The sequence below is a fragment of the Anaerophaga thermohalophila DSM 12881 genome, assembly GCF_000191885.1.
In the GTDB taxonomy this organism is placed as follows: Bacteria; Bacteroidota; Bacteroidia; order Bacteroidales; family Marinilabiliaceae; genus Anaerophaga; species Anaerophaga thermohalophila.
Genome location: NZ_AEWI01000036.1, coordinates 14,401 through 31,661, shown reverse-complemented (window position 1 = coordinate 31,661; position 17,261 = coordinate 14,401). Strand labels below are relative to the sequence as shown.

Annotated in this window: 20 protein-coding genes; 6 read left to right on the top strand and 14 right to left on the bottom strand. The window is 36.3% G+C overall.

The window, feature by feature from the left end; genetic code table 11:
• Positions 1 to 360 precede the first annotated feature (360 nt).
• Both ATH1_RS0111035 and ATH1_RS0111030 read left to right on the top strand, forming a co-directional pair.
• Positions 361 to 1,059, top strand: a complete 699-nt coding sequence (locus ATH1_RS0111035) for a hypothetical protein (protein ID WP_245531771.1) — start codon at positions 361 to 363, stop codon at positions 1,057 to 1,059.
• A gap of 146 nt (positions 1,060 to 1,205) precedes the next feature.
• On the top strand, positions 1,206 to 2,423 hold the full coding sequence (locus tag ATH1_RS0111030; protein WP_010421529.1) for a M24 family metallopeptidase: 1,218 nt from the start codon (positions 1,206 to 1,208) through the stop codon (positions 2,421 to 2,423).
• A gap of 132 nt (positions 2,424 to 2,555) precedes the next feature.
• On the opposite strand, the gene ATH1_RS21630 is transcribed toward ATH1_RS0111030, so the two are convergent.
• The gene (locus ATH1_RS21630; protein WP_162096786.1) at positions 2,556 to 2,831 is read right to left on the bottom strand and encodes a hypothetical protein; all 276 of its coding nucleotides are present in this window, start codon (positions 2,829 to 2,831) and stop codon (positions 2,556 to 2,558) included.
• 76 nt (positions 2,832 to 2,907) lie between these two features.
• Between ATH1_RS21630 and ATH1_RS0111020 the strand changes: the two genes are divergently transcribed.
• Genes ATH1_RS0111020 through ATH1_RS0111010 form a run of 3 tightly spaced genes read left to right on the top strand, consistent with a single transcriptional unit; the run spans position 2,908 to position 6,221 of the window.
• Positions 2,908 to 4,719, top strand: coding sequence for a DAK2 domain-containing protein (locus ATH1_RS0111020; protein ID WP_010421526.1), 1,812 nt, complete (start codon positions 2,908 to 2,910; stop codon positions 4,717 to 4,719).
• Between the two features lie 11 nt (positions 4,720 to 4,730).
• Positions 4,731 to 5,603: a DegV family protein gene (locus ATH1_RS0111015; RefSeq protein ID WP_010421524.1), complete on the top strand. Its 873-nt coding sequence runs from the start codon at positions 4,731 to 4,733 to the stop codon at positions 5,601 to 5,603.
• Between the two features lie 3 nt (positions 5,604 to 5,606).
• A complete protein-coding gene (locus tag ATH1_RS0111010; protein ID WP_010421521.1) occupies positions 5,607 to 6,221 on the top strand; it encodes a glycerol-3-phosphate acyltransferase in 615 nt (204 codons plus the stop codon).
• A gap of 44 nt (positions 6,222 to 6,265) precedes the next feature.
• Here the strand turns inward: ATH1_RS0111010 and ATH1_RS0111005 are convergent, their stop codons facing one another.
• From ATH1_RS0111005 to ATH1_RS0110955, 9 genes are all read right to left on the bottom strand, one after another.
• Positions 6,266 to 6,985 (bottom strand): hypothetical protein, encoded by a 720-nt coding sequence (locus tag ATH1_RS0111005; RefSeq protein WP_010421519.1) that lies wholly within the window; start codon positions 6,983 to 6,985, stop codon positions 6,266 to 6,268.
• 464 nt (positions 6,986 to 7,449) lie between these two features.
• Entirely contained in the window at positions 7,450 to 8,574 is a 1,125-nt protein-coding gene (locus ATH1_RS0110995) for a hypothetical protein (protein WP_010421515.1), read from the bottom strand.
• Positions 8,575 to 8,591: 17 nt separating this feature from the next.
• Positions 8,592 to 9,386, bottom strand: coding sequence for an SDR family oxidoreductase (locus ATH1_RS0110990; RefSeq protein ID WP_010421513.1), 795 nt, complete (start codon positions 9,384 to 9,386; stop codon positions 8,592 to 8,594).
• 181 nt (positions 9,387 to 9,567) lie between these two features.
• Positions 9,568 to 10,773, bottom strand: a complete 1,206-nt coding sequence (gene spt / locus ATH1_RS0110985; RefSeq protein WP_010421511.1) for a serine palmitoyltransferase — start codon at positions 10,771 to 10,773, stop codon at positions 9,568 to 9,570.
• Positions 10,774 to 10,784: 11 nt separating this feature from the next.
• Positions 10,785 to 11,243 (bottom strand): GtrA family protein, encoded by a 459-nt coding sequence (locus ATH1_RS0110980; protein ID WP_010421509.1) that lies wholly within the window; start codon positions 11,241 to 11,243, stop codon positions 10,785 to 10,787.
• A 10-nt stretch (positions 11,244 to 11,253) separates the two neighbouring features.
• Positions 11,254 to 11,940 (bottom strand): CDP-alcohol phosphatidyltransferase family protein, encoded by a 687-nt coding sequence (locus ATH1_RS0110975; protein ID WP_010421507.1) that lies wholly within the window; start codon positions 11,938 to 11,940, stop codon positions 11,254 to 11,256.
• A gap of 44 nt (positions 11,941 to 11,984) precedes the next feature.
• Complete coding sequence (locus tag ATH1_RS21170) at positions 11,985 to 12,827, bottom strand: patatin-like phospholipase family protein (RefSeq protein WP_010421504.1); 843 nt, start codon at positions 12,825 to 12,827, stop codon at positions 11,985 to 11,987.
• Between the two features lie 3 nt (positions 12,828 to 12,830).
• Positions 12,831 to 13,532 (bottom strand): 1-acyl-sn-glycerol-3-phosphate acyltransferase, encoded by a 702-nt coding sequence (locus tag ATH1_RS22235; protein WP_245531770.1) that lies wholly within the window; start codon positions 13,530 to 13,532, stop codon positions 12,831 to 12,833.
• Between the two features lie 596 nt (positions 13,533 to 14,128).
• The gene (locus ATH1_RS0110955) at positions 14,129 to 14,458 is read right to left on the bottom strand and encodes a TetR/AcrR family transcriptional regulator (RefSeq protein WP_010421495.1); all 330 of its coding nucleotides are present in this window, start codon (positions 14,456 to 14,458) and stop codon (positions 14,129 to 14,131) included.
• Positions 14,459 to 14,836: 378 nt separating this feature from the next.
• Here ATH1_RS0110955 and ATH1_RS22230 point away from each other — a divergent pair, with 378 nt between their 5' ends.
• Complete coding sequence (locus ATH1_RS22230; RefSeq protein WP_010421493.1) at positions 14,837 to 15,361, top strand: SDR family NAD(P)-dependent oxidoreductase; 525 nt, start codon at positions 14,837 to 14,839, stop codon at positions 15,359 to 15,361.
• 327 nt (positions 15,362 to 15,688) lie between these two features.
• On the opposite strand, the gene ATH1_RS0110940 is transcribed toward ATH1_RS22230, so the two are convergent.
• Genes ATH1_RS0110940 through ATH1_RS0110930 form a run of 4 tightly spaced genes read right to left on the bottom strand, consistent with a single transcriptional unit; the run spans position 15,689 to position 17,257 of the window.
• Complete coding sequence (locus tag ATH1_RS0110940) at positions 15,689 to 16,147, bottom strand: MarR family winged helix-turn-helix transcriptional regulator (RefSeq protein ID WP_010421486.1); 459 nt, start codon at positions 16,145 to 16,147, stop codon at positions 15,689 to 15,691.
• Between the two features lie 2 nt (positions 16,148 to 16,149).
• The gene (locus tag ATH1_RS0110935; RefSeq protein WP_010421483.1) at positions 16,150 to 16,506 is read right to left on the bottom strand and encodes a DoxX family protein; all 357 of its coding nucleotides are present in this window, start codon (positions 16,504 to 16,506) and stop codon (positions 16,150 to 16,152) included.
• 31 nt (positions 16,507 to 16,537) lie between these two features.
• Entirely contained in the window at positions 16,538 to 16,681 is a 144-nt protein-coding gene (locus ATH1_RS21455; protein ID WP_156062761.1) for a hypothetical protein, read from the bottom strand.
• An 18-nt stretch (positions 16,682 to 16,699) separates the two neighbouring features.
• Positions 16,700 to 17,257 (bottom strand): NADPH-dependent FMN reductase, encoded by a 558-nt coding sequence (locus ATH1_RS0110930; RefSeq protein ID WP_010421479.1) that lies wholly within the window; start codon positions 17,255 to 17,257, stop codon positions 16,700 to 16,702.
• Positions 17,258 to 17,261: the final 4 nt, after the last annotated feature.

The window sequence follows — 17,261 nt, the reverse complement described above, 5'->3', positions numbered from 1 at the left end:
GGTCAATTTGCAGCAGGACTGCCCTCAAATTGTTTTTACCGACAGGTCTTTATGTTTGCACATTGATATTAAAATTACAGGAGCGTAAAAGGTTGACGATATTTTTATAACGGGCTCATAATATAATTCTTGAATTTATGTTTTAAGTTTTAAAAGACGAGTGCAGTCTAAAAAGCCTTTTGACCCCTAAATCCCCTAAAGGGGACTTTTTCGAACTGCTGATTTTTAGCAGTTCCCCTTTAGGGGTCAGGGGGTAAAAATGGTAAAAATCAGCAGTTTGAAGGCTTTTTATACTGCACTCAAAGATAATCATTCAAATAATATTGCGTTAAATTAATCTTTAATTCAAATAAAATGAGCATGATGAAAAAATTATTATTATTAACTGTGACGATTCTCTCAACATTGCATTTATTTTCCCAGACTGAAAAAGGAGAAATTATCATCTCACTTGACGGAAATTATAGGCAATCAACCACAGAAAATGGTGTCACACATAACCAAAATATGACAGAAGGAAAATATTTAGACATCGGAACTTCCATAGGATATTTTATTAATAGCAGATTAATTGCAGGAATCGGATTAGACTATAATTGGGATAAAGAAGTCAGAGAAAATAGTTTGATGATTAATAGCTATTATCAGACTGAAGTGACCAATGTTAAATCCAATGTTTTTTTACCAAATATGTATTTAGGATATTATTACCCGATTACTACCAATTTGTATATTAATGCAAGCCTGAAATTCAGCTATGGAAAAATTAAATCTGAGTATGATACTTTTTGGGCTGGGAGTGCCTATAATCCGTCAAATACCTCAATTGAATTAACAGATGATTATTCTGCAAGCGGACAAGAAGGGACGTCAAAAGTTGATTTTTTTAGTGTTGATATCATTCCGGAATTAACATATTTTTTCTCTTCAAGATTTAGTATTTATGTTGGTTTGGGAGGAGTGAGCTATTCTCTGTTAGAATGGGATACGGATAATTCAAGTTGGAACGTTAATTTTAATCCAAGTTACTGGAAGACTGGTATTAAAATAAGAATATAGAAAACGCCATCTGACAGCGCCATTATATGCCGGCCGTGGCATCCACAGTATATTGAGGGTTTGGCGGCAAGCGTAACACAGCAAATGGCACTTTAAGGACAAACACTAATCAGGATTGATGCTCTTCCAACCAAAACAATTCCGGAATGACATTATCACAAGTTTTTATTATGGAATCTATTATCCCCGCTTCAGAAATCAACCGGCGACTTGTTCGTTTTCGTGAAATAATGAATGCTCAGAATCCGGAATGGGAGATGGGTATTATCTTCAGTAAAATCAACCTTTTGTATTTTACGGGTTCTATGCCTGACGGGATGTTGATTATTCCCCGGGATGGGGGAGCCATCTTGTGGGTAAGGAAAAGCTTTGAGCGTACTTCCAGAGAATCGGAATTTGATGATATCCGACCTATGAGCAGTTACAGGGATGCCGCTGCTGTTTACAGTCAAATTCCCAAAGAGGTATATCTGGAGGCAGAGTTTGTGCCTTTGGCCATGTTTGAAAGAATCCGTAAACATTTTGCTTTTGAACGTTTTCATCCTCTCGATTTGCAAGTGTCAATGGCCAGAGCGGTGAAAAGTCCTTTGGAACTGAGTTTTATGGAAAAGGCCGGAGCTATCCATCGACGGGTTCTCGAAGACCTGGTGCCACATATACTGAGAGAAGGAATGACTGAGGCTGATCTCTCCGGTGAACTATACCGGTTGATGGTGCAGGAAGGACATCAGGGGATTGCCCGTTTTGCCATGTTGGATACAGAAATTGTTGTGGCCCAACTGGGATTTGGCGAGAGTTCGTTGTACCCCACCAATTTCGACGGGCCCGGAGGCAATCGTGGATTGAATGCTGCGGTACCTGGCCTGGGCAGCAGAGAAAGAAAACTGCAGAAAGGGGATCTGGTATTTGTGGATATGGGACTGGGGGTAAATGGCTATCATTCCGATAAAACCATGACTTATATGTTTGGGAAGCCGCTATCTGAAGAGGTGCAGAGCATTCACAAACAATGTGTGAAGATTCAGAATCAAGTGGCTGCGATGTTGAAACCTGGTAATACTCCGGAAAATATCTATGAAACCATTATGGATGCACTCAGTCCTGAGTTTAAAGAAAATTTTATGGGTTTTGGCGATCGTACCGTGAAGTTTCTGGGGCATGGCATTGGCCTCACTGTGGACGAGTTGCCTGTGCTGGCCAAAGGTTTTAAAACGCCATTGGAAGAAAATATGGTATTTGCTGTGGAACCTAAAAAAGGAATCGATGGTGTTGGAATGGTGGGGATAGAAAATACTTTTGTGGTGACACCTGCCGGTGGGCGTTGCATCACAGGAGATAATCCGGGGTTGATAATGGTTGAGTAAGAAAATATCAGAGATTGACCCCAATTTGTTGAGGCAGGCTTTTGGAAAATGGGAAGAGCCTTTGTTTTTCAGATTTTTGCTTGTTTTGAAAGTAAATAGAAATTTCCCTTTTGATACTGCAGAGATGAAAACCTACCGCTTGAATTTTTTCAACAAATCGGTGGCCATATTATTACAGGAAACACAAGGACGAATGTAATGGATATGGTAGTAGTCCTGATAGAATAAAAAGAAGGGAAAAATAGCCAGAGAGTGCCGACAAATTACTACTTTTATTGTCAGCGACAACAAGAGTAATAATAACAGTCGGGTTTTCCCCTCACCGGGACGTTTTTTAAAGTGCCTGAGTTGAGTCCCGAAATGTGTCGGGGCAGGCAGCGTGCCGGGAATTGAAAACCCTGATTTCATTAAAACAACCATAATTTTGTCAACAAATATGCTTTTTAGACCGGACTAATATTATCAATTATAGAACTAAGCTGCTATGATACAAACAGAAAACAGAACAGCAGTAATAAGAGAAAAAATAGAGAATATTTACAAGTATCTGCATCGGCACAAAGAATATATAAACAGGTTAAATGTGTTTCCTGTTCCGGATGGCGATACCGGTCTTAATATGACGCTGACCATACAGGGTGCTTTGGCAAATATGCACAATTATGAAAAAGAATCAATCTCAACAGGAGAATATTTGAAAAATTTTTCTGAACAGATGCTTCTGAACAGTCGGGGGTGTTCAGGAGTAATTTTATCACTGTATTGTCAGGGAATCTCACAAGTAATTGAAAATAACGACTTTTCTAAAGATAATATATTTAAAGCTATAGAAAACGGATATAAAAATGCTTACGAGGGTACTGAAAATCCAAAGGAAGGAACGATGCTTACTTTAATGCGTGAATTTAAAGAAAAGTATGGTGAAATGATGGAAGAAGATGATGACCCTTCAAGTATTATGAAAAAATGTATCCCTTATTTAAAAGAAGTTCTTAATAAAACTCCGGATATGTTGCCCGTATTGAAACAAGCCGGTGTTGTAGACTCGGGTGGTGCAGGATTTCTTATTATTCTTCAGGGAATTAACAGGGAATTAAATTTTAACGAATTGGTTCCCCGAAGCTTACCTGTTTCGATTATACTTAATATAAATAAAGCTACAAAAAAGTATCTCAATGGTAAATTTGCAAATTTCAATAAAAATTCCATTGCAGCTTTGCTTGCGAATATTGATATAGATAAATTGCATAATTTAAGATTGCATAATATCATTGAAGATGTTAAGCGTTTTATTAACAATCTGCAAAGTAACGGGAATAAACTTTTGAATAAAAAAGCAATTATTAATGACCTGGAAGGCATGAAAAATTCATGGAATCCGGAAATTAAATTAAAATATTGTACTGAATTTATTTTAGAAACAGACAAAATATCATCGAAAGAACAAATAAAGGAAATAATCGGCGAGTACGGAGACAGCCTGATAATACTTAACAGCGGCGATAAATATAAAGTTCATATACATACGGATAAACCGGAATCCGTTTTTAAAGATGCTTCAAAATATGGTGAACTTATATTTACCAAAGTAGATGATATGAAAAAACAACACAGGAACCTCATAAGTAATGATACTATTGATTATGAAAGAGAAAAAGGTGTTTTTTGTATCGTTTCCGGTAAAGGATTTGCTGAAATTCTTAAAAAACTCGGTGCCGATGATGTATTCTGCTATGGAAAAAATAAGCCGTCAGTAGAACGTATCGTTAAAGAGTTAAACAGATTGAGAACAAAAAATATAATCGTTGCTGCCGACGATAAAGATATTCTGATGGCACTCAAATATGCTGCTTCACTCAGTAAATCCAATGTCCATATTGTTGAAGCGGATAATGTAATCGCCCTGATTGGTATGATGATGAATATTTCAAAAGAATTAGACATTACCACTACGCTTGAATCAATAATGAATCGTCTTGATGACATTCGTTTTTGTACAATTGCCAGGGCTGTCAGAGATACTACAACGGAAGATGGTAAAAAAGTAAACAAAAATGATTTTTTCACTATTTACAACGGGAAAATAATTCATTCTGACAAAAATATAGACATGCTTATCACTAATACAATTAAAAAACTGATAAAAGAAGAAAGTCTGGTATCAATATACAAAGGTGTTCCAGCAAAAAATGAAAAAAATCTTATTCCGAAACTGAAAAAATCATTTCCCGATTTAGAGTTTGAAGAATATTACGGTGGTCAATATCAATATCATTATTACATAACTTTTGAATAAATTTTCAAAAAATGGATAAGAAAATTTTAATTATCACAGGCGATATGACTGGCCTTTATAGAGAGCAAATAGATTATCCCGACATCGAAATTTTAAAATTTCCTGTTGTAGTTGAGGGTAAAGAATATCGCGAAAGTGATGAATACACTGCACAATGGCTAAATGAAAAATATCTGAAAGAAAAAGTTGTTGCAAAATCATCTTCAATTGTAAAAGGAGAACTTATTGAAATAGTAGAAAAAAATAAGGATAAATATGACCTGATAATTCATGTCATGATGAGCAGTGTAATGTCAGCAGCAACCTTAGCTATTGGTAAAAACGTCAAGGAAATGTATGAAAATACAATTCCGATTATCAATATTGACAGCCGACAAGTTATGGCAGGAATAGGAAATGTTCTTCTTGGAGTAATTGATATAATTAAAAAAACCAACAACACGGATGATATTGTCAAATTATCACAGGAAGTTGTTCAAAATACATTTAGCTATTTTGCTATTTCAGACCTGAACTATCTGTACAGAGGTGGCAGAATTGGAAAAGCAAAAGCATTGATGGGTTCTGTTTTGCGTATTACTCCAATTATCGGCCTGATGGGCGATGATAAAGAAGGTCAATTCGTTCCGCTTGGAAAAGGAAGAACTTTCAAACACGTAAACTCACTAATTATTGAGTTAATAAAAGCTAAAATGGCTGAAAAATCCGCAACCGTCATTAAAAGATTAAATATCGTCGGGTTTGGAGATAATAAAGAAGCTTTTTCTGATTTCGAAGAAAAATTAAAAACTTTACCCTGTGATAATTTTATTATAGGGAAAGCGGATTTTGTCAGTGCTGTTCACAGCGGGCCAAAAACATATACTGTTGCTATAACTATTTAAATTATGAATACTTATTTGACTTATATAACATGCTTATTATCAGGATATTTTACGGGTTCGGTATTGTTTGCCTGTGTGATTACAAAACTGGTTAAAGGAGTAGATATCAGAGACTTGGGTAATAATAACCCCGGAACCTATAATACTTTTAGAAATGTAGGCCGGTTTTGGGGAATTTTAACCGGACTTTTAGACAGTTCGAAGGCATTAATACCAATGCTTCTTGCAAACCATTTTTTTAATTTATCCACAATTTCGCTGGGGCTAATCGGTATCGGAGCAATAATAGGGCACGGTTATCCTCTGTTCTTTAATTTTAAAGGAGGACGTGCTGCCGGAACATTGATGGGAGTATATTTATTTTTTATTCCTGATGAACTGCTTATTGCTTTTGTTATTATTCCATTGATCGTTTTTTCTCTGATTAAAAAGGACTATGGTTTTTGGACACCACTGGGGATAATCACTTTTAGTGCTGTTTCTTGTTTATTTTTTCATCACACAATGGATGTAAAAATTATGGTTTGGGCTGCCGGCTTAGTTGGATTATATTTTAACAGAGATTTTCTTTCAACAAGAGTAAAATTCTACTTTGACAGATTAAAAAAAGTGACTTAGTTCTATTCTTTTTATCTCTTTGTGATTTAAAGCAATACGTATTTTTATTGTAAGCGATCTTTAATTAATAAAATATTTCTTTTTGTAAAAAGCCCTATCCCAATGAGAATAAAAACAAATCCAACAATAAAAATTGGCCAGTAAAAATTTTCGGGATAGTATTGAACAGATAATTTTAAAATGTCTTTAGCCTGCAGTGACCAAATATCGGCAGCCGAATAATGACTGATTATAAACCTTATATAGTCCTGGGTAAAAGATATAATTATTATTACAGAGCCTGTTATTAACATTACAAGTTCATGAGCCTTTAAGTGAACGTGTTCATTGCGTGCGGAAAAATAAAGTATTAGCAAAGCTAATAAAATCATCAGAAAAGATAGAATTATCGGGGCTATTACAGGGCCAACCCAGGTTACGGGCAGTAAGAACAGAATATCCATTGTTATTAAAGATTCCGGCCAGTTTATTAATATTTTCAGAAAGATATAGTAGAAAATATCCCAAACGGCAAAAGAATATAAAAAGTAAGCAAATCTTGTAGTCGTTGATTTGCCTGTAAGAATACCAACAGAAAGAAGCATAAGCAAAGAAAAGGCTTCTCTTAGAATTTCTGTTGTTGCAAGCCTCCTTTCGACAGGCTGTAAAGGGAAAGCAAATCCATTGGGATATATAATTTCCCTTAGGTAAATTACAATTGCACTTTCGAAAAAGCCCATCGAAACAGCAAAAACTGTTAACCAGAATATAGTCTTTGGTTTCATCCGTATAAAATTAGTCTAAGTTATTGGTCTGATGCAACTTATTATGTTTTAATTGATTTTAGATTCTTCGCTCCGCTCAGAATGACAGACTGTCTAATGTCATTCTGAGGAGGTAACGACGAAGAATCTGTTTCTTGTTTTTGGTTTCTTAGATGATTAGAGGTTAAATGATGTTTATACATGTTCTTTTGTGACAATCTTTGTCATGCTCGTTTCATCTTTTGTTAGTGAATTAAAGTTTCCACATCGAATATTGAAGTTCGCATAATATGCTGTCGGCAATATCTGTTTTTTATGGAGATTACCGCGTCAATTCCGTTTTCAAATTCAAGTAACGCACCCTCTTGTTTCTTGCGGCTGGAACTACAGTTGCGCCTCTGTTCGCGAATTCAATGCACATGCTTTTCCAATTTCAGACGAGGCTCCGGTAATAACCGTAACCATTTCGGAGATATCATTCATAGTTATATTGTTTTAAAATAACATCTACTTCTTTTATGCTGTCTGTTTTCTAGTTTATCCCAAAGGTTCTGCGCTGATAAATTATGTTCCAGCTCACGTGTGGTTTCTATATATTTTATCCCTTCTGACACAATCGCGCTACCTATATGATTAAAGATTAAGGCATTTACACCTTTGTTCCTATAATCGCTATGGATTGCGATAAGTAAGGTGTCGATTGTGTCATTGACACGAAGCGCTTTTTGAATATGCAGAAATCCAAAAGGGAATAAACGGCCCCGGCACTTTTGTAATGCCTTGGAAAGTGAGGGCAGGCATATACCAAAACCAATCACATTATTTTCAGCATTCAGTATTATTGAAACAAATTTTAATCTCAGCAATGGGATGAACTGTTTTTTCAGAGCATCTATTTGGTTGGGAGTAAGTCCTGAAAAACCATGTATGCTTTCGTATTCCTTATTTAGAAGTTGGAAGATTTGGTCTGCATAATTTAGAACCTCTTTTTTTGATTTTAATTTCACGCTTTGCAATTTATACCGATCGGCAATCGACCTGGCTATCTGGCTGTATCTTACCGGTATTTTATCAGGAACAGTTACCCTGAATTCAACCCAGTCAACTTCCTTCTCAAAGCCCAATTGTTCAATCATCTGAGAGTAATAAGGATAGTTATATTTGCCGTAGGCTGTCGGGATTTCGTCAAAACCTTCGATAAGAATGCCTGAAGCATCAAATTCGGAAAATCCGAGAGGGCCATGAATGCCAACGGCTTCTTTTTCATTGGCAAATTTTACAACTTCCTGAATCAGGGCTTTTAAAACATCAATATCCTCTATAAAATCAAGCCAACCAAAGCGAACCAGTTGCTTACCAACCTTTTTGTTGTACTTATGGTTTATGATTCCTGCTATTCGCCCAACGATGGTATTGCTCTCATTGTAGGCCAACCAGTATTTGGCTTCACAAAAGTCAAAAGCAGGGTTTTTATCTTTTGATAAGGTTTCCAGCTCTGCTGAAATTAGTGGCGGTACATAAAAATTATTCTTCTTATAAAGTTTATTTGGGAATTTGATAAATTTTTTTAAGTCGTTTTTGCTTGTAATCTCTTTGATTGTTATTTTCATACAGTAATGTCTTAATATTAAAGGTAGTATTTACTAATTATCCGATAAAACAGTTTTTCAGGTAGTATTCTTTTCAGGAACACTGAAAATTTTTGCAAAGGTGAAGCTATAACTTGTCTTACAGGTGTGTTCTTCTTATTAATAAGTTTCTCTATTCTTTTGGCTAATTTATCCGGGTGTAAACCGTTTTTTTCATCTTGTTCAATTTTGGAAAGCGTTTTACCAAAAGTTGGATAAACAGCTGTGAAATCGTCCTTTTCAGCACATAGCCTGTTGGCTGTAAATCGCGTGGCAAAGTCACCCGGGTTAATTACTGTAACTTTAATGTTGAATGGTTTGACCTCGTGATATAAAGCCTGGCAAAAGCCTTCGAGGGCGAACTTGCCGGCTGAATAAATTCCCTGATAGGGTAAACCTATCAAACCGCCTATGGAGCTGATAGATATAATTAGACCGCCTGACTGCTTGCGCATAATTGGCAATACCGCTTGAGTCACTCTCACGGCTCCAAGAAAATTAACATCCATCAGGTGTTGGACATCAGTAATTTTGGTAAATTCAAGAGGAGCTGCAATCCCTGCACCGGCATTATTTATCAGCATATCAATGCGACCTTCCTTCTGATGCACCTCATCGATTGCCTGTTTTACGGATTCATCTGAAACCACATCCATGTAAAGGTAGTTAACATTAGGTAGTGAATCAACTTCTCTACGCACTGTCCCGTAAACCCGGTAATCGCCTTTTGCAAGCCGTTGAGCAATGGCAAAACCAAAACCGGATGAAACACCCGTTATTAAAACCACTTTCATCAGTATATAATTAGTCTAAGTTATTGGTCTGATGGAACTCGCATGCAAGATTTATACATATTCTTATTGTGGAAAACCTATCTATGTTCATTTCATCTTAAATCTTATATCTAAAAATCTGATAATCTATTAAGGCTATCTTCGTCATGCTCGTTTCATAGTTGTAGTTTTGTTGGCATTATTATTCTATGCGTTGAAAACAGGGTGCTACATCGAGTTCTTTAAAAGCTTTGATTATCTTTTCTATCGCTACATCGAGTTGTTCGTAAGTGTGTGTAGCCATAAGGGAGAAACGTATCAGGGCATCCTCCTTTGGAACCGCAGGAGAAACAACAGGATTTACGAAAATACCCTCATCAAGCAGTATGCGGGCCAATTTCAAAACTTTCTTATCATCCCTCACATATAACGGGATAATCGGAGTTTCACTTTTACCTGTATCAATACCGGCACTAATGAAAGCCTGGTGTGCGTATTTGGTTAAATCCCAAAGATGCTTGATTCGTTCAGGTTCATCAAGCATAATATCAATGGCAGCACTTACGCTTGCAACCGACGCAGGGGGCATACTTGCGCTAAAAATCAATGCACGGGCATTATGCTTTAAAAAGTTAATTACTTCTTTGTCGCCGGCAATAAACCCACCTATTGAGGCCAACGATTTGGAAAAAGTACCCATAATTAAATCTACATCCTGAGTCAGATTAAAATGGGAGGATGTACCTCTGCCATTTTGCCCGATTACCCCGATTGCATGGGCATCATCAACCATTAAGCTCGCATTGTATTTTTCTTTCAATCGCACAATTTCCGGTAAATTAACAATATCCCCTTCCATAGAAAATATGCCATCAACAACAATCAGTTTATTTTTGTCGGGTTCACAAAGCATTAGCTTCGATTCAAGCGAGGACATATCGTTGTGGGCAAACTTAAGTATTCTGCCAAAGGACAACCTGCTTCCCTCAATGATGGAAGCATGGTCCTGAGAATCGAGTAAAAGGTATTCGTTGCGGCCACAGAGAGCTGAAATTGTTCCAAGATTCGCTTGAAAACCTGTAGTAAAGCAAACGGCTTCGTCCTTGCCAACCAGTTTGGCCAACTTCTCTTCCAGCTCAAGGTGAATATCGAGTGTCCCGTTAAGGAACCGGGAACCAGAGCAGCTGGTACCATATTTTTCGATAGCTTTTATGGCGGCCTCTTTAATCTTAGGATGATTTGACAGGCCCAGATAGCTGTTAGAACCAAACATTAAAACCCTCTTCCCGTTAATGGTTACTTCAGAATCCTGCCCGGATTTGATTGCCCTAAAGTAGGGATAAATACCTGCAGCCATTAGCTGCTGAGGGATATCATACTGTTTGTATCTTTCTGAAAGTATTTTCATAGGATTAATAATTAATAGTTTATGTTTTTCAATGATTCCATTTCGTTTAAAGGTTCAATTATAGGTGGGCGTTTTTTGAACACCACAAACTCGGCAAGAACAAAATTCACAATGCCGGATATTAACAATGCCGCCAGATTGCAGAATACCACATCCCAACCAAATAGTTTCTCGAACAGCAGCAGAAATGCCATTTTAACAATAAATCCCAAAACACAGGAAATGTTGAAAATGGCAAAGCGGGCTATAAAAGTCTTTATGTTTTTTGTTGATATTCGCTTGCGCCATATCCAGTAGTAGGACAATAAGAAATTTGAAAATACCGCAAACTCAAACGAAATAGTTGGTGCCACTATGTAATGTCCAATATATGAGGAAAAAATGTAGGATGAGAGCCCCCATAAAACCAGGGTATCGACTAACGTGCCAATAAGGCGGCTGGCTACGAATTTTATATATTTAATTGCCATAAATTTTGTTTTAATATTTGAGAGGGTCGATTTTAGCGTATTTATTCTTATCTATCAAAAAGTTAACCAGGTAAATAATGAAAAGAATAAAAGCAATAACAATTCCTATGACATCAAACAGACTTAAAACGACACCACTAAGTACAAAATACTGGTTTCCTGTCGGGTAATATATAAAAAGTGTGTTTATAAGGATAACAATTAAACGAAATTCAGTGGGGCCTAGTTTACTGTAAGTGATCCTGAATTCCCCTTTAAGGTAGGTATTGATGTATGTTAAAACTGATAAGAGCAAATACCCTGCGAGAATAAGCATGGCTACTGCAAAGTTTATGTATGGAGAAAGCCCTGCACCCACACAAATGACGAAAATCGTTAAGCCATCAATAGTGTGATCAATAAAAAATCCATATATCGGACGTTGAGCATTCCTTATACGAGCCAGTGTTCCATCAAGGCTGTCGCCATACCAGTTCACTAACAAGCCAAAAGAGGCTAACCAAAGAAAATGGCTCTCCAGGTTGGAAAGTATATAACCTGCACTTGAAATTAAGGCACCAATAAATCCTATTACCGTTAAATGGTCTGAATTAATTTTTTGAGGTATTCTTAGTGCCATCCAAACTAACGCTTTCTTCTCCAGGCTGTTTAAAATGGATGTTTGTATTCTTACTTCGGGTTTTTTACCGCTCGTCATATTAGTTATTAATTTAAAAATTGTTATATCTGAAATGCGAAACTCTAATGATTTATTGCCTCTTTTGCTGCATTTTCCCCTAACTGTATCAATTCCTTTGCCCTGTAAAAATCAAAGGTATTTGCTGAATCGCAGGGAATATTTATAATCATATCAGGTTTGTGTTTTTCAATACTCATTTTTGCAATCCTATGCATCATTGCCGATGTAGTACCGCTTAAAAGTGAGTAATACCCTGCACTGCGCTTGTCTCCGGTTAAAATTAAGGTCGATATGGTGTTCATCAACCTGTTTAAGTATCCATTGTTATTATTTGTATCTTTAGGAATATCAGTTTTTTTGTCGCCATAAAGATTCACTACGACCAGCATATCACCATTTTTTCGGGGCACCTGTTCAACCGGAATTGGATTAAGAACGCCACCGTCAACAAGAATAGTATTGTTGTACTTCACAGGTGTAAAAACTGCAGGAATTGCAATGGATGCCCGGGCAGCTTCATAAAAACTTCCTTTCGTAAAAACCACTTCTTTTTCATGGAGTATATCAGTAGCAACGGCAGCAAAGGGGATGGGCATATCTTCAATATTCATATCGGGGATAAAAGTCTTCATTTTATCAAAAACCCGCTCACCCTTTAATAAGCCATTAGAGGCAAGCGTAAAATCCATAAAGCCCCAGACATCCCTTTTGTTAAAGGAGCTTACCCACTCGGTATATTCATGTATTTTTCCCATTGCGTAGAGCCCTCCTATAACCGCTCCTATGGAAGAGCCTGAAACAGAAGTAATGGTAAACCCGTGTTTTTCCAGTTCTGAAATAACCCCGATATGGGCAAGCCCCCTTGAGCCACCACTTGATAGCACTAATGCCACATTCTGTTTCATATTTTATATTTTTAGTTCGGTTGAAAAATTATCAGGATATTTTGCGGTAACATCAGAATACAATTGAGCAATTTCTTTCCTTACTGTACTAATATCCGTTGGGATATAAATCACCTTCTTAATCCCGATTTCTTTTCTCTTGTAATCAATAAAGCCAACTACAATGGGAACATTTGCTCGTACAGCCATATAGTAATACCCTTTTTTCCATCGTATTGCTTTTGCCAATTGCCCTTCCGGGGACAACACGATATGAAGTTCGTGGCTATTATTAATTAATTCAACAACATAATCAATGTACTCCTTGGTTTTACTTACGGGTATTGAACCATAAATCTTAAAGAAATAGTTTAATGGAAATTTGAAAAATTCTTTTTTTGATAGAAATTTGTAATGTACACCTAACTGCATCAAATAAAGTTTTCCATATAATCCATCCCGGTAGCTGGTGTGAGGGGCAAAAATTATTATTGATTTTTTTATGTTGGTCAACTCACCTATTATTTTCCATCCCAAAATATTTACAAGAACAAAACCTGAAATTGTTTTCATATTTTGAATTATATTTTTTTTCAATAAAACTGCACCACTTGAATACCCACCGCCAAAAACTGATATAATATTATCGTTTTGTCTAAACTTGCTCCAATTATCAGATAATACAATCGCTGTATTGGCCGAACCTGTATTTCCAAAAGCATTCAATATTTGTAAGTAGTGATTGCAAGAAAACTCCGATAACTGCGTTACGCCACTTGTGAAAATAGTCACTTACAAAAGTAAACTCCTTGATTTTCAAAAGCGGAAAGCCTTGTTCTCGAAGATTTCCTGCAACCACGTCTAAAAATATTGTAGTTTTCTTGCTGGCACTAAGTATCTGCGAGTTTTTTAGTTGATACCCAAAAAAAATGGTTAATGTCAAAACAACTACGGCTACGACTATCAGCACCATTTTAGTCTGATTATTGATTTTACAAATCTGTTCATGTTTTTATTTATTATTATTTGTACCAATATCGTTTTATAGTCAGTTTAGGTTAAAAAAAAATCAGGTGGCTAAACCCTTATTCAATATGTTTATTAACCCATCAAAGTAAGGTGAGTATTTCTCGTACTTATTTTGTAAAAAAAATGGTATTTCAAGACCTTTCAGCATCATTAAAAACATATCCAGCAAAACATCTATTTCTATAACTAAGGTAAACTTACCTGTATGAACACCTTGAAGAATAATTTTCCTCAGATTTTCTTTTTCCCACGTATCTAAATCAGTTCTAAGGTCATCAATAAAGTGAAAGTGCTCAAAAAAAATCGGCTCTTAACGTCTCATGGTAACTTGCTGCTGAATTAAGGATTTCCATTCTTTTGACAAGATAGCTACGCAGCTTTTGAGAAGCATCCAAATCAGAACTGTTAGTAATAATTCCCAGTTGGCTTTTAAGATGAGTAATTTCCTTTAAAATTACCTCCCTGAATAAATCTTCTTTACTAACGAAATGGTAGTATAACGAGCCTTTAGCTTTGCGTGCAACTTTTGCGATTTCGTCCATAGAGGTTTTGTGAAACCCGAACCGGCTAAACAGTTGGTTTGCAACTCTCAATATCGAATCTTTAGTAGAATCTATGCTCATGCTCTGTTTGTACTAAAATTGTTTTATAGTACAAAAATAGAAATATTTTATCAATCCAAAAATATTTTATTTTTTTTATACTGTTGAGTACGGTATAAGAAGCATCTTTTTGTCAAAATCAAGGCGTTTAAATTTTTGCACCAAAGTTAACCCGCTGTGAATGACGATTCAAAAAATTTAAAACAACAATGAATTTGGCACCAAAAATACTTTTTAGACCGGGCTTATAAATATTTATGCACAATGTTTTGGCTGCTATTGTTAATAACATTTTTGCGTATCTAATGTAATTAAGTCTTTGCAAGAAAACACCAACTACTGCCCCGAAGAAAAATCGGGGTAAACTGTTATTCTCGTTTTTGAAACAGTTATCCCGAAGTGGCTTTTGTAAGGTTTTTTACCCTAAAAACCAACAAAAAGCACAATCGGGACTCCTTGGTTTCAAAAACTTCCCCCCCCCCGAAAAAAATCGGGGCAGGCTTTGTATTTGGCGCTTTCTTATCAAAGACTTTAAATTCCTTTGTTTTCTTGCTGACACTACTATTTAAGTGGAATTTGTTTGTATTTGAAATGAAACGTAAATTAAAATATATAAAAATGAATGGTACGGCTTATACGGCATCAAAAGGTGGTTCAAAAATCTACACAAAAGGTGCAGCAGTTGAATTAGCTAAGGATAACATTCGTGTCAATTCCGTTCATCCAGGCTATGTTGAAACTCCCATGACGATGCAGATGAAAGGTTCCGATGATTTTAAAAAGGGTTCACTTTCTTCAACACCTATGGGTAGAGGGGCCAAATTAGAAGAAATTGCGTATGGTGTTTTATTTCTTGCCTCTGATGAATCTTCTTATATAACAGGCTCTGAATTGGTTATTGATGGTGGACTGACCGCACAATAATCATATTATCTTGATGGTTTATTGATGGGTGAGGATGCTTTTTGGTTATTTTTGACTCTGGCCTGTCCAGGAAAGGAATTTATCGTTGATGTAAACTTGCATAAAAGCCCAAAGGGCAATTTCATTGAAATTAACGAAGCATATAGCTTATCCTTATCTTATAAATTACAAAGGACAATATCATGATCGAAGTGGCAGTACCAAACAGGAATTAAAAGAAGCTGCACTCGATAAATTTATGCTTCAAAAAAAAGGCAACAGGTAAATCCTACTGCCTTTTTTCAGGGCCCAACTGTGCTTTAATTTAAAATATTACCACCATGTGTATTATTCTTTATTCTCTCTTATTTTATCTACCAAATAATTCAATTGTTTAACTTCGTCCATAGATAAATTTTTCAATAAAGTATCTACTTTCTGTTCGCAAATGAACATCTTATCCAGTAATTCCAAGCCCTTTGTGTTAATTTCGACAGATTTTTGCCGCCTGTCGTCCGGATTTTCCTTCCGGCTCAGTAATCCTTTTTCAAAAAGTCTGTCAACAATTCGGCTTACATCCGAATCTTTGTCAAGCATTCGCTGTTTTATAAAACCAATAGAAAGAGGTGCCTGGGAACGAAAACCACGAAGTATTCTTAAAACATTGTACTGCGGTTCGGTAAGTCCGTGCGCTTTAAGTGATTTATGAAACTTATGACTTAACAATTTGACCGTATAGGTCAAATTGATAAATCCCTTGTGGTATTCATTCCGAAACTTTCCATTAATTTCTTCTTCGATAGACATTTTTATTTTAATTTAAAAAAATCGGGATTTCTTAAATAGAAACCTACCCAGACAAGAAGAAGAACAACCACGGGCAATGCAATGCTCATGCCACCTGTCATGTGAATGATAATAGCGCCTCCCATGTAAGAACTCAATAGCAAAGTTCCAAAATTATTTGTTTTTGGAAACAAGTACAATAAGGCAGAAGCAATTTCACCAAGGGCAATAATAATCCGCCAATCGGCTAAGTGCATTTGTTCCATTTGTTCGGGATGAAGGAATAATTTTCCACTTGCACTATATAAATATTGTGCTGTTAATAAGCCTGCAATTACCCATGCAGCTATTTTTCTTGTTTTTGAAATTTCTGTTGTCATCACGTCAAGATTTAAGATTATTATTTGACATTTAATTACGTATTATTTTCGGCCGATACTTCTGCCCCAATTCCGTAAGATACGTTCTTAAACCTCCATATCCCACGGGGTCACCCATAGCATCGTCCATCACATGCCAAGGGCCACCACCGTGAGGGATAAAATATACAGCCAATTTTCCACAAATTTGTAATTATTCTCTTAGTGTTTTTAAAGCATTTCCCCAGCTGTTCAGTTGGTCTAACATTGTTTTTAAGTTGTCAGCATGTAATGGCGCTGGTTTAAAAACACTAAAGTTTTCGAAATCGGTATACAACGACAGCAATACCTGAGCCCGAACATGAGCGACTTGTAATTCACTCAAAACCAGCCGAAGTTGCTCTACAGCTCGTGCACCCCCTGCAGAACCATAGGTTACAAAACCGGCCGCTTTATTGTTCCATTCGGCATACAAATAGTCCAATGCATTTTTCAGGGCACCGGGTATCGAGTGGTTATATTCTCCGTTTACAAAGATAAAAGCATCGAGCGATTTAATTTTTTCTGCCCAGACTTTTGTATGTTCATTCGAATATTGGCCAAAGGATGCCGGATAAGCTTCATCAAGCAAAGGTAAATTGTAGTCTTTAAGGTCAACTAATTCATATTCTGCATCATTTCTTTTTGATGCAAAATCATATACCCATTTAGCAACTTGTTCAGCGTTGCGTCCCGGGCGGGTGCTACCTATGATAATTCCGGTTTTTAGCATTGTT

Excerpts from the sequence above, each read along its gene's own strand:
- ATH1_RS0110995 (WP_010421515.1), bottom strand. The coding sequence starts at position 8,574 with ATGAAAATAACAATCAAAGAGATTACAAGCAAAAACGACTTAAAAAAA.
- ATH1_RS0111010 (WP_010421521.1), top strand. The coding sequence starts at position 5,607 with ATGAATACTTATTTGACTTATATAACATGCTTATTATCAGGATATTTT.
- ATH1_RS0110935 (WP_010421483.1), bottom strand. The coding sequence starts at position 16,506 with ATGACAACAGAAATTTCAAAAACAAGAAAAATAGCTGCATGGGTAATT.
- ATH1_RS0111005 (WP_010421519.1), bottom strand. The coding sequence starts at position 6,985 with ATGAAACCAAAGACTATATTCTGGTTAACAGTTTTTGCTGTTTCGATG.
- ATH1_RS21170 (WP_010421504.1), bottom strand. The coding sequence starts at position 12,827 with ATGAAACAGAATGTGGCATTAGTGCTATCAAGTGGTGGCTCAAGGGGG.
- ATH1_RS0111035 (WP_245531771.1), top strand. The coding sequence starts at position 361 with ATGATGAAAAAATTATTATTATTAACTGTGACGATTCTCTCAACATTG.
- ATH1_RS0110930 (WP_010421479.1), bottom strand. The coding sequence starts at position 17,257 with ATGCTAAAAACCGGAATTATCATAGGTAGCACCCGCCCGGGACGCAAC.
- ATH1_RS0111030 (WP_010421529.1), top strand. The coding sequence starts at position 1,206 with ATGACATTATCACAAGTTTTTATTATGGAATCTATTATCCCCGCTTCA.
- ATH1_RS0110955 (WP_010421495.1), bottom strand. The coding sequence starts at position 14,458 with ATGAGCATAGATTCTACTAAAGATTCGATATTGAGAGTTGCAAACCAA.
- ATH1_RS0110980 (WP_010421509.1), bottom strand. The coding sequence starts at position 11,243 with ATGGCAATTAAATATATAAAATTCGTAGCCAGCCGCCTTATTGGCACG.
- ATH1_RS0110975 (WP_010421507.1), bottom strand. The coding sequence starts at position 11,940 with ATGACGAGCGGTAAAAAACCCGAAGTAAGAATACAAACATCCATTTTA.
- spt (WP_010421511.1), bottom strand. The coding sequence starts at position 10,773 with ATGAAAATACTTTCAGAAAGATACAAACAGTATGATATCCCTCAGCAG.
- ATH1_RS0110940 (WP_010421486.1), bottom strand. The coding sequence starts at position 16,147 with ATGTCTATCGAAGAAGAAATTAATGGAAAGTTTCGGAATGAATACCAC.
- ATH1_RS0111015 (WP_010421524.1), top strand. The coding sequence starts at position 4,731 with ATGGATAAGAAAATTTTAATTATCACAGGCGATATGACTGGCCTTTAT.
- ATH1_RS0110990 (WP_010421513.1), bottom strand. The coding sequence starts at position 9,386 with ATGAAAGTGGTTTTAATAACGGGTGTTTCATCCGGTTTTGGTTTTGCC.
- ATH1_RS0111020 (WP_010421526.1), top strand. The coding sequence starts at position 2,908 with ATGATACAAACAGAAAACAGAACAGCAGTAATAAGAGAAAAAATAGAG.
- ATH1_RS21630 (WP_162096786.1), bottom strand. The coding sequence starts at position 2,831 with ATGAAATCAGGGTTTTCAATTCCCGGCACGCTGCCTGCCCCGACACAT.